The organism is Polaribacter vadi (assembly GCF_001761365.1).
GTDB lineage: Bacteria > Bacteroidota > Bacteroidia > Flavobacteriales > Flavobacteriaceae > Polaribacter > Polaribacter vadi.
Genome location: NZ_CP017477.1, coordinates 464,649 through 476,869, shown reverse-complemented (window position 1 = coordinate 476,869; position 12,221 = coordinate 464,649). Strand labels below are relative to the sequence as shown.

The 12,221-nt window shown below is 29.0% G+C and carries 12 protein-coding genes; 6 read left to right on the top strand and 6 right to left on the bottom strand.

The genetic code is table 11. The features are described from left to right. Window positions 1-33: 33 nt before the first annotated feature. From LPB03_RS02130 to ytxJ, 3 genes are all read right to left on the bottom strand, one after another. On the bottom strand, window positions 34-1,425 hold the full coding sequence (locus LPB03_RS02130; protein WP_065318117.1) for a type III PLP-dependent enzyme domain-containing protein: 1,392 nt from the start codon (window positions 1,423-1,425) through the stop codon (window positions 34-36). Between the two features lie 365 nt (window positions 1,426-1,790). Beyond that, window positions 1,791-3,338, bottom strand: a complete 1,548-nt coding sequence (locus LPB03_RS02125; protein ID WP_065318118.1) for a DEAD/DEAH box helicase — start codon at window positions 3,336-3,338, stop codon at window positions 1,791-1,793. Window positions 3,339-3,397: 59 nt separating this feature from the next. Further along, window positions 3,398-3,799: a bacillithiol system redox-active protein YtxJ gene (gene ytxJ / locus LPB03_RS02120; RefSeq protein ID WP_065318119.1), complete on the bottom strand. Its 402-nt coding sequence runs from the start codon at window positions 3,797-3,799 to the stop codon at window positions 3,398-3,400. 199 nt (window positions 3,800-3,998) lie between these two features. On the opposite strand from ytxJ, the gene clpB reads away from it, so the two are divergent. Then, a complete protein-coding gene (gene clpB / locus LPB03_RS02115) occupies window positions 3,999-6,608 on the top strand; it encodes an ATP-dependent chaperone ClpB (protein ID WP_065318120.1) in 2,610 nt (869 codons plus the stop codon). A gap of 94 nt (window positions 6,609-6,702) precedes the next feature. Then, window positions 6,703-7,203, top strand: coding sequence for a SixA phosphatase family protein (locus LPB03_RS02110; protein WP_065318121.1), 501 nt, complete (start codon window positions 6,703-6,705; stop codon window positions 7,201-7,203). 103 nt (window positions 7,204-7,306) lie between these two features. Here LPB03_RS02110 and LPB03_RS02105 read toward each other — a convergent pair whose 3' ends face one another. Beyond that, window positions 7,307-8,035, bottom strand: coding sequence for a DUF6503 family protein (locus LPB03_RS02105; protein ID WP_065318402.1), 729 nt, complete (start codon window positions 8,033-8,035; stop codon window positions 7,307-7,309). 155 nt (window positions 8,036-8,190) lie between these two features. On the opposite strand from LPB03_RS02105, the gene smpB reads away from it, so the two are divergent. From smpB to LPB03_RS02085, 4 genes are all read left to right on the top strand, one after another. Beyond that, window positions 8,191-8,652, top strand: a complete 462-nt coding sequence (smpB, locus tag LPB03_RS02100) for an SsrA-binding protein SmpB (protein ID WP_065318122.1) — start codon at window positions 8,191-8,193, stop codon at window positions 8,650-8,652. Between the two features lie 8 nt (window positions 8,653-8,660). After that, window positions 8,661-9,239: a Maf family nucleotide pyrophosphatase gene (locus LPB03_RS02095; protein WP_065318123.1), complete on the top strand. Its 579-nt coding sequence runs from the start codon at window positions 8,661-8,663 to the stop codon at window positions 9,237-9,239. Window positions 9,240-9,385: 146 nt separating this feature from the next. After that, a complete protein-coding gene (locus LPB03_RS02090) occupies window positions 9,386-10,339 on the top strand; it encodes a transketolase family protein (RefSeq protein ID WP_065318124.1) in 954 nt (317 codons plus the stop codon). Between the two features lie 36 nt (window positions 10,340-10,375). Further along, window positions 10,376-10,969, top strand: a complete 594-nt coding sequence (locus LPB03_RS02085; protein ID WP_065318125.1) for an outer membrane beta-barrel protein — start codon at window positions 10,376-10,378, stop codon at window positions 10,967-10,969. A 77-nt stretch (window positions 10,970-11,046) separates the two neighbouring features. Here LPB03_RS02085 and LPB03_RS02080 read toward each other — a convergent pair whose 3' ends face one another. Next, window positions 11,047-11,586 (bottom strand): GFO_1091 family lipoprotein, encoded by a 540-nt coding sequence (locus tag LPB03_RS02080; RefSeq protein WP_065318126.1) that lies wholly within the window; start codon window positions 11,584-11,586, stop codon window positions 11,047-11,049. A 66-nt stretch (window positions 11,587-11,652) separates the two neighbouring features. Beyond that, entirely contained in the window at window positions 11,653-12,171 is a 519-nt protein-coding gene (locus LPB03_RS02075; protein ID WP_065318127.1) for a GFO_1090 family protein, read from the bottom strand. Window positions 12,172-12,221 lie beyond the last annotated feature (50 nt).

Here is a 12,221-nt window from a genome sequence, read left to right as displayed (position 1 = left end):
ATAATCAAAGAAGTTAAACCTTTGTTTTTTATGTTAATATCCTAATATTGATAGTAATTCGCTACTTTTTTGCTGTTCTTTAAATAGTTTTATTTTTAATTCTCCATTTTCATCTCTATCAATAATAAGATGCTTAGGATGTGGAATTAAACAGTGCTGCAAACCACCAAAACCACCAATAGATTCTTGATAAGCACCTGTATTGAAAAAGCCAATATACAAAGGTTTATCTTTTTCATAGACAGGTAAGTAAATTCCATTAATGTGTTGTTCTGAATTGTAATAATCATCACTATCACAAGTTAAACCACCTAATAAAACACGTTCATATTTAAGATTCCATTTGTTTAAAGGCAACATAATAAAACGTTTGTTAATTGCCCAAGAATCTGGTAAAGTTGTAATAAAAGATGAATTTATCATATTCCAAAGCTCTCTATCATTTTGTTTCTTTTGATATAAAACTTCGTAAATAGCGGCTCCAGACTCACCAACAGTAAAACTACCAAATTCAGTATAAATATTTGGCACATCAACTTCTGCATTTTCACAAGCATCATTAATTTGATTTACGATTTCATCAATCATATATTCATAATCATACTCAAAAGCTAATGAATTTTTTATAGGAAAACCACCACCAATATTTAAACTATCTAAAGTTGGACATACTTTTTTTAGGTTGATGTAAACTTTTAAACATTTCATCAATTCGTTCCAATAATAAGCATTGTCTTTGATACCAGTATTGATAAAAAAATGTAACATTTTTAAATCTACCTGCTTATTTTTTGCAATTTCTCTTTCGTAAAAAGAAACGATGTTTTTGTAGCCAATTCCTAATCTAGAAGTATAAAACTCAAATTTAGGCTCTTCTTCAGAAGCAATTCTAATACCAACCTTAAACTTCTTTTTAGTTTCATTTTGAAGTAGTGCTAACTCCTCATAATTATCAATTATAGGAACACAATTTTTATGGCCTGACTCAATTAGATCTCCGATGTTTTTTATGTATTGGTCTCTTTTAAAACCATTACAAATTACATACGTATCATCTTTTATTTTGTCTTCTTTTTTAAGATTGTTAACTATATCAATATCAAAAGCAGAGGATGTTTCTATATGAATGTCATTTTTTAAAGCTTCATTTAAAATATGTTTAAAATGAGAACTTTTTGTACAATAACTATAAAAATATTTTCCTTTATAATTATGCTTATCAATAGCATTCTGAAACCAATCTTTTGCTTTGTTTATATTTTCTGAAATTTTTGGTAAGTAGGTAAATTTTAATGGTGCACCATACTCGGCTGTTAATTCCATTAAATTGATACCATGCCAAAATAGTTTATTATTTTCTGTTTTAAATTCTTCTTGTGGAAAATCGAATGTTTGTTCAATTAAATCTATATACTTTGTATTCACTATGATTTATTAAAATTATTAAATGATAAAAAAAAGCCTAAACTAAAACAAACTTAATGATTTAGAATAGAAACGCCAACCTTAAAAAAGATTTATCACTGTAATATTTTTAAATAAACAACGTGCAGCTTCGAAAAAAGCAACAGTTTTTGCGGAAGGGAAAATGGAGATACCTTAATTTTTTCGTCGCATTTCCAAAATGCAGTGTAAACTTTATTCTCCTCTAAAGTTTTACTTCCGAAATAAGAAAAACGAAACATTTTTACTTAAGTAAGTTGAGCAAATGTATATTTTTTTTTAATACAAAAAACAAAAGCAAAAAAAAAGTGAAAAAATATTTTCACTTTTAAATTTTATTATAAATTTTACTCTTCAGGAGGAAATCCGTGAATTTCTTCGAAGTCTTCATCGAAATTTTCTCTTAAATACGTGTTTAATTTTTTTCTGTAATCGTCTTTTAACCAAGTAACAAAGTTATGAGTGCTTTTAGAAATGCATTTTGCATATCTATTAATTCTATCATCTATCTCCTCTCCTAGCATTTTCGCTAAGATTAGTGCGTCAAAAACATCTTCACTATTTTCTATACACATTTTTGCATGATGCACTATCGATTTTTCTAAAACACGTTTAGAAGATTCTCCAGAACGAATGGTATCAATATATACTTTTTTCATATCGAAATAAGTATCTTTAGACTTTGCAAATTCCTTTTTAACATCAGCAGGTAATTCGTATCTAAAAGTACTTTCAATTTCTTCATCAGATAAAATAGCATTCAGATAATAATCTGGTGCTCTAAACATTTTCTGCCAATCTAAATCTGCTCCCCAAGGACCAAATCTGTGAAAGTTATTCCCTAAATCAATAACATCAAACGTATTTGTGTTATTGTAAATACGAGAACCACGACCAATCATTTGGTAATATAAAGTCAAGGATTTTGTTGCTCTGTTTAGAATAATAGCCTCAATACTTGGTTCATCAAAACCAGTGGTTAAGATACTTACAGAAGTAATAATTGCTCCTGGTGTTTTATGAAACCATCTTAAAATAAGCTCACGTTCTTTTTTTGTGTTGGTATTATCTAAATGTGCAATTGGATATCCCGCTTTTTTAAACGCATGAAATACCTGAATAGAGGTATTAATTCCGTTGTTAAAAATTAAGGTTTTCTTTCCTTTTGCAGTTTCTTCATAAGCCGAAACTAATTTAGAAAGCATGTCTGAATTTGTATATAAATCTTCAGAAGATTTTACAGTATAATCTCCATTTGCACCAACTTCTAATGAAGTTAACCCTACATTATAAGAATATAAGTTTGCTTTTGCTAAATAGTTACTATTTATTAAATCTTGAATAGATTCTCCCACAAACAATTCTTGATAATTCTCATACATTGGTAATTTAATGTTAGAACTTAAAGGTGTTGCAGTAACTCCTAAAATAAAAGAATCGTGAAAGAATTTAAAAATCTTTGTAAAAGAGTTGTAATGTGCCTCATCAACAATTACTAAACCAATATCAGAAATATCTAATTTATCGTCATTTAACCTGTTTTTCAAGGTTTCAACCATGGCTACAAAACAATTAAAATCGTCTTGATCGTCTAATTTTGCAGTAGAATTAATTATTTTATTTTTCACACCAAACTCCTTCAACATTTTAGAAGTTTGTTTACTTAATTCAATTCTGTGCGTTAAAACCAGCACTTTTTTGTTAAACTTTTGAATATAACGTCTTACTATTTCAGAGAATATAACTGTTTTTCCACCACCAGTTGGTAGTTGATATAACAAGTGATAATCTTGTGGAGTGGAATCAAATCGCTGAAAAATCTCTGTAAGAGCATCTTGTTGATATCCATATAATTCTTTTCCGATAATAGGTTCTGAAGTTTTTAAATCTGCCAAAAGTGTAAAAATTTAGAATACAAAAATAAGACTTAAATAAGGTTTAATGCAAGTTTATCCTATACAAATCTTGTTAAATTTGTTTCAGTGATGTCAGAATGTGAGGCATGATATACAGAAACTTCATTTTTTACCACAATTAATTGTGGAGATTGGTGCATAACTTGAAACATTACGCCTATTTCTGCAGAAATATCTCTGTGATTTAATAAATCTAAATAATAAACTTTTAAATTTTGATGCTCTTCTTCGAATAAATTCTCAAACTGTCTTATAACCATTTTACTAATTCCACATCTTGTAGAGTGTTTAAAAATTAAAACTGCGCTAATTTTAGATTGTTCTTTTATTTCTTCTAATTGATTTAAGGACGTTAAAGGAATCCAGTTTAAGTATGCCTTTTTTTCCTCTTTTGATTTTTCATCTTTATTACCTCCAAACATGTTGTTAAATATACCCATTTTATGTATTTTGTATTTTTATAGTGCAAATATAAGGAACTTTAATCCGTCAAAAAGTCAGCAACAACAATACTTAACAAGACAATTTGACTTGTTTTAACACTAAACATCAATTGGTATCATAATTGACATTTATCGATTGTAAAACATACAAACAACCTAAGGAACTTAACACCCCTTTGAAAAATATATAAAGAAAATGAATTTTAATAACTATACCACAAAATCGCAAGAAACCATACAAATGGCGCAACAAATTGCGCAAAGTTTTGGTCATAATCAAATAGAAAACGAACATATATTTAAAGCTTTAACACAAGTTGATGAAAATGTGCTTCCTTTTTTATTGAAAAAATTAAACATCAATATTGATATTGTAAATCAGATTGTTGATAAACAATTAGAAAGTTTACCAAAAGTTTCTGGAGCAGAATTAATGATTTCTAGAGAGGCAAATAAAACCTTAACAGAAGCATCTGTGATTGCAAAAAACATGAAAGATGATTATGTTTCCATCGAACATTTAATTCTGGCTATTTTTAAGTCGAAAAGTAATATTGCCCAAGTTTTAAAAGACCAAGGAGTTACAGAAAAGCATTTAAAAGCAGCCATAGAAGAATTGAGAAAAGGTGAAAGAGTAACCTCTCAATCTCAAGAAGAAACATATAATTCACTTAATAAATTTGCTAAAAATTTAAATGAATTAGCAAAAAACGGAAAATTAGATCCTGTAATTGGTAGAGATGAAGAAATCCGTAGATTATTACAGATTTTATCAAGAAGAACAAAAAATAACCCAATTTTAGTAGGGGAACCAGGAACTGGTAAAACTGCTATTGCAGAAGGTTTAGCACACAGAATTGTAGATGGAGATGTACCAGAAAACTTAAAAGATAAATTAATTTTTTCTTTAGATATGGGTGCTCTAATTGCGGGTGCAAAATACAAAGGAGAATTTGAGGAGCGTTTAAAAGCGGTTATCAAAGAAGTTACAAATGCAGATGGAGATATTGTACTTTTTATTGATGAAATCCATACTTTAGTTGGTGCTGGAGGTGGACAAGGAGCCATGGATGCTGCAAATATTTTAAAGCCTGCTTTGGCTCGTGGAGAATTACGTGCAATTGGAGCTACTACTTTAGATGAATATCAAAAATATTTTGAAAAAGACAAAGCTTTAGAACGTAGATTCCAGAAAGTACAAGTAAACGAACCAGATACAGAAAGTGCCATTTCTATTTTAAGAGGAATCAAAGAAAAATACGAAACACACCATAAAGTTCGTATTAAAGATGAAGCTATTATTGGTGCTGTAGAACTATCTCAAAGATATATTACAAACCGATTTTTACCAGATAAAGCCATCGATTTAATGGATGAAGCTATGGCTAAATTGCGTATGGAAATCAACTCTAAACCAGAAGAATTAGATGTTTTAGATAGAAAAGTGATGCAGTTAGAGATTGAAATTGAAGCGATTAAACGTGAAAATGACGAAGCTAAATTAAAATCTTTACGTTCTGATTTAGCAAATCTCAAAGAAGAGCGTAATGAGATGAACGCAAAATGGAAATCTGAAAAAGAAGTTGTTGATAATATTCAGAATGCAAAAGCAGCCATTGAAGATTTTAAAATGGAAGCTGAGAAAGCAGAACGTGAAGGAGATTATGGAAAAGTGGCAGAAATAAGATATGGAAAAATTAAAAAAGCGCAAGAAGATTTAGAAGGTTTCCAGAAAGTTTTGGCAGAAAATCAATCTGAAAAATCCTTGATAAAAGAGGAAGTAACTTTAGATGATATTGCAGAAGTGGTTGCAAAATGGACAGGTGTTCCTGTGACTAAGATGATACAATCTGAACGTGAAAAATTGTTGCGATTAGAAACTCAATTACACAAAAGAGTTGTGGGTCAAGAAGAGGCAATTGTTGCAGTTTCTGATGCTGTAAGAAGATCTAGAGCTGGTTTGCAAAACCCGAACAAACCGATTGGTAGTTTCTTGTTTTTAGGAACCACAGGAGTTGGAAAAACAGAATTAGCAAAAGCATTAGCAGAATATATGTTTGATGATGAAAATGCCATGACCAGGATTGATATGAGTGAATATCAAGAAAAACACGCTGTAAGTAGATTAGTAGGTGCACCTCCAGGATATGTAGGTTATGATGAAGGTGGACAGTTAACAGAAGCTGTAAGAAGAAGACCTTATTCTGTGGTGTTGTTAGATGAAATTGAAAAAGCGCACCCTGATACTTTTAATGTGTTGTTACAGGTTTTAGATGAAGGAAGATTAACAGATAATAAAGGACGAGTTGCAGATTTTAAAAACACGATTATTATCATGACATCAAATATGGGAAGCCATATTATTCAAGAGAAATTCGCAGATCCAAAAGCAGATATAGAAGCTGTTACAGAATTGGCTAAAATTGAAGTGATGGGATTATTAAAACAATCTGTAAGACCAGAATTCTTAAACAGAATTGACGATGTAATTATGTTTACGCCTTTAAATGAAAAGGATATTTTTCAAATTGTAAAATTACAAATTGAACATTTAAAGAAAATGATTGGCAAACAAGAAATTACTTTAGATGCTACAGATGAAGCTATTACCTATTTGGCTAAAAAAGGATATCAGCCAGAATTTGGGGCAAGACCTGTTAAAAGAGTTATTCAGAAAGAAGTATTAAATCAACTTTCTAAAGAGATTTTATCAGGAAAAATAACCACAGATAGCATTATTTTGTTAGATGCTTTTGATGATAAATTAGTTTTTAGAAATCAATCTGATTTGGTGGATGAGTTGTAAAATTTTAGTTTGATTAGTTCGTTCAGAAAAAGTGATGCTTGAAAAAGTGTCGCTTTTTCTTTTTTAAGTATATTTGGTTTTTAATATCAATCTTATGAAAAAATATTTCTTCCTTTTTGCCTTTGTTTTTAGTTTGTTAATTTCTTGTTCTTCTGATGATACAACTACTTATTATTTAATTCGTCATTCAGAAAAAGATGTATTTGATAAGACAAACAACAACCCGAATTTAAGTAACGAAGGCGAAAAAAGAGCACAAAGATGGGCAACTTATTTTAAGGATATTGAATTAGATGCTGTGTATTCTACCAATTATAATAGAACCATTCAAACAGCTACACCAACTGCCATGAGTAAAAGTTTAGAAATTGAATTCTACAATCCTTCAAAAATGTATGATTCAGTTTTTCAAGCAAACACAAAAGGAAAAACTATTTTAGTGGTTGGTCATAGTAATACAACACCTGTTTTCGCCAACCAAATTTTAGGCGAAAAGAAATACGAAAACATGGATGATAATGACAATGCAAGTCTTTATAAAGTAACTATTTCTGGTGATAATAAAACGAGTTCTGTTGAGAAAATAGAGAAATAATTGCTTTCTTTAAAACCAAAAATTGGCAAACTGGTTTAGCCCTGATTGAAATCTTTCGACTACGCTCAAGATAAATTCCTAGCAGGAAATAGCTCCAAAAAAACTAATCTAAAATCTCAACTTTTATATCTTCTAAGACAATTTCTGAGACTTTTTTTAGTTGATTATTCTCAAAAGCTTCATCTAAATTTATGAGCTTTATTTCTTTGGTTAAAGGTTTGTAATTATGGTAATCCACAAAACGAATTCCGTTTCTGTTGCATTGCTCTTTTAAAACTCTAAAACGTTTTCCGCCTCCATTTGTATGATAGGAATACGCTAAATAATCAATTAAAAAATCTTGTTTTCCTATCCAATAAATAAAAACATCTTCAAAGTCCTCTCCTCCTCCATTTTCTACAAAAGAAACTTCAACCTTATAATATTCCTTGTCTTTGATTTTTGTTGATGGCAGTAATTTTTTACGAACAGCTTTATCATTCAAACCAAAAGGCAACACAGAAAAATAATGTACAGAATTAATGGAATTTGTAATTTTTCCATTCATTTCTTCATCAAGTTCAGCTTCATTTCCTTTTACAAAACGTTTAAAACCATCGTTGGTTAAAACATCTTTAATCGTATCTATTTTTCTAGATAATTCAAATTTGCCATTTTCTCTAATAGCAGTATAATTAAGATCTCTAAACTTGAAAGTGATTTTTGAATTTTTAACTTTATCTGTACCAGAAGCAACAATGGTTTTATCAATAATTTGTTGTGCTGTTAATTTTTTGTCTGATGATGTACAAGAAAATAAAAGAATAGAAAAAAGGAATACTAAATATTTCATTAAAGTTTTTTTGGTTGATCTAAAATAGATTTCAAAATTACATTTCTTTCTCGAATGTAAAAATGTATCTTTGTATAAATTGATAATAAACTTAATTTTTATCAATTTTATATGTTTTTCTATAGCATAATTAATCATAAAAAAACAATTTAACGTTGCAGAAAAAAATTAACATACAGAATAAAAAAGCGCGTTTCGAATATGAAATTCTCGACAAATTTGTTGCTGGAATTCAGTTAACAGGAACCGAAATAAAATCTATAAGACTAAGCCAAGCAAGAATTACAGAAAGTTTTTGCGAATTTAATGATCGTGGAGAATTGTTTATTGTAAATATGTACATTCAAGAATATATGTTTGGACATCACTTTAATCATAAACCAAAAAGCGAACGAAGGTTATTATTGAACAAAAGAGAATTACGTAGTTTAAAAAAAGATGTAGAAGCAAAAGGTAACACAATTGTGCCTTTAAAATTGTTTATTAATGATAGAGGTTTTGCCAAGTTAGAAATCGCTTTAGCAAAAGGTAAACAAACACATGACAAACGAAATGTGATAAAAGACAGAGACAATAAACGTGATTTAGCCAGAATTAAAAAGAAATTTAATACTTAATATCCTGTATGCTCAAAGAAAAACTTAAAAATTATCATCTAATTTTAGCTTCTAAATCTCCAAGAAGACAACAGTTTTTTAAAGATTTAAATCTCGATTTTACAATTCAATTGAAAGAAGTTGAAGAAATTTATCCTAAAGAATTAAAAGGAACAGAGATTACTGAGTTTTTAGCCGATTTAAAATCGAAAGCATTTACAAATTTATCAGATAAAGATCTTTTAATTACTTCAGACACCATTGTTTGGCTAGAAAACGAAGCTTTAGGAAAACCAAAAGATGAAGCTGATGCTTTTAAAATGCTACAATCTTTATCAGGAAAAAAACATGAGGTAATTTCATCCATCAGCATAAAAACAAACAATTTTCAAAAGATTATAAGTGATGTAACTTCAGTTTATTTCAAAGAAATTTCTGATGAAGAAATAAATTATTACATCAAAAATTATAAACCTTTTGATAAAGCTGGTGCTTATGGAATTCAAGAATGGATTGGTTTTATTGCAATCGATAAAATTGAAGGTAGTTATTTTAATGTTGTTGGTTTACCTGTTCATAAATTATATGATGCGTTAATGAAATTATAAGGAAATCCCTTTTTTATAATCAAATTAATAATTTTTATTGGATATTTTTCTTTGTTCAAAAATCTTTACGCTAAAATCTCTTTTATCTTCAATAAAGAGAAATAAAAGTTTATTTTTACGCAAATTTTATAAATTATATATTTACAATAATGAAATACACATTCACAGAAAAGAAAGATACACGTTCAGGTTTTGGTGATGGACTAACAGAATTAGGGAGAACAAATCCAAATGTTGTTGCTTTATGTGCAGATTTAATTGGTTCTTTAAAAATGGATCAATTTATAAAAGAAAATCCTGAAAGATTTTTTCAAATTGGTATTGCAGAGGCAAATATGATTGGTATTGCAGCTGGTTTAACCATTGGAGGAAAAATTCCTTTTACAGGAACTTTTGCTAATTTTTCTACAGGAAGAGTGTATGACCAAATTCGTCAATCAGTTGCTTATTCTGGTAAAAATGTAAAAATTTGTGCATCTCATGCAGGTGTAACTTTAGGAGAAGATGGTGCAACACACCAAATCTTAGAAGATATTGGTTTAATGAAAATGTTGCCAGGAATGACCGTTATAAATCCTTGTGATTATAACCAAACCAAAGCAGCTACTATTGCAATTGCAGATTTTGATGGACCTGTTTACTTGCGTTTTGGAAGACCAAAAGTGCCAGTTTTTATGCCAGCAGATGCTAAATTTGAAATAGGAAAAGGAATTTTATTAACAGAAGGAACAGATGTAACCATCGTTGCAACTGGTCACTTAGTTTGGGAATCTTTGCAAGCAGCAGAACAATTAGAAGCTGAAGGAATTTCTGTAGAAGTAATTAATATTCACACAATTAAACCTTTAGATGAAGAAATCATTCTAAAATCTGTTGCAAAAACTGGTTGTATTGTTACTGCAGAAGAACATAACATTATTGGTGGTTTAGGAGAAAGTGTTGCAAGAACATTATCTTTAAATACACCAACAGTACAAGAATTTGTTGGTACTAACGATACTTTTGGTGAATCTGGAACTCCAGAACAACTAATGAAAAAGTATGGTTTAGATGCAGAAGCTGTAATAAAGGCTGTTAAAAAAGTAATTTCTAGAAAATAATAACGTTTTACTACATATAACTTAAATCAAATAATTATGAAAAAAATAATTTTATTTTTTGTGTTGACTTTTGGAATAAGTCAATTTACGAATGCTCAAGTAGATTTTGGTATTAAAGGAGGTATTAACTACAACAACAATGGTAAAGAATCTTTTAAAGATGCCACCAATGACATTGCTGATGGCGCAAGCGCTAAAACTGGTTTTCATGCAGGTTTGTGGTTTAGAGGTAATGTACCAATTTTAGGTTTATATGTAAGACCAGAAATTGTATATACACAAGTTAAAACTGAATTTGAACAACAAAGTGGTAGTGAAGATTATTCATTCAAAAAAATTGATGTTCCTGTTTTAATAGGTAAGAAGTTTTTAGGTTTTGCCAATGCATTTGTTGGCCCTTCTTTTCAATATATTTTAGATGATAATATTAGCTTTGGAGATTTATCTACAGATGAGTTTGATAAATTTTCTGTGGGTGTACAATTTGGTGCTGGTGTAGAATTTGGTAAACTAGGACTAGATGTTAGATGGGAAAGAGGTTTGTCTGAAAACGAAGCAAAATTTACAAATACTCAAAGAATTGACAATAGAACAAATCAAATTATATTCGGTATTTCATTAGAATTATAATTCGAAATACGAAGCATAAAAAAAGAGGGAAATCATATTGATTTCCCTCTTTTTTTTATTAAATATTTTTATCATTTTTATTTCCCTTTAAAAATGGCACTAAAACCTTGTAAATTGCTTGAATCCATTTTTATATCATTTATCACTTCCATAATTTTTGCAGGGTTCATGTTTTCACCCAATAATCTTGCAACTCCTACTCCAACATCTTGACTATAACCAAAAGCAACAATTTCATCGATAGAATCTGTTTCTCCAGAATAATAAAGATTTACATTCATACCTTTCATTTTCATAGATGATAATGTTTTATAATCTTTATTATCTTTAAAAATATTTTTTAAAGTTGCTTTCTCAGTTTCATAAACAGTTTCATTTTCTTGCGTCTTTTTAAGAAACACAACATTTATTTTTTTAATGCTTTTAATGGTTTCTTTTACATCTTCTGAAACATCTGCTTTAGGACTTAAAACAGAACTTACAGGAACATCTATCGAAGAAAACCCTGCTTTATCATTTGCTTCTACTAAATAACTCTGTAGCGATTTTTCATTTTTACAAGCAGTTGCAAAAACGACTAAAAATACTAAAGAACATAATAAGGTTAATTTTTTCATTGTGTATATATTTTATAATAAAAAGCCGAGTTTATCACAAACCCGACTTTTTAATCTTGGTTAATTTTACTTATTTTCTTTTACAATTTTATCTGTAAAGTCAGACATTTTGTTGATGTCTATATTGCCAGTTAAAGACATAACCATAGCTTCAGACACTCCTTTTGATTCTTTATCAATCCCTTTTATAAACATTAAAACTTCGCTAACGTAATCTTTATTTTTTGTAGCTTTTACATAAATTTTAATACGAGAATCGTCTTGTTTAATTCGCATTAACTGCGTTAAATTCGAGTTTTTGATAGATGAGTTTACCATTTTTTCCATTTTAGAAGCAATTTCTAAATTATTAGTAGAAAACATTTTAAACTCTTTTAAATCGTTAATGATTTCAAAAGCTTGCATCACTTCATTACCATCACTTTTTATGTCTTTCGATTTAAATTTATTTAACAATTCAAAAGCATCTTTGGTAACAATTACCATATCTACTCCATCCATATCTTCTAAACTATCGAAAATACTTTGTGCGTTTGCAAACATTGGTGCTACTATAAACGCTATTAATACTATTATTTTTTTCATAATTACTGTGTTTACTTGGTTTTACTATTTTTACTTGGTTTATCTTGTTT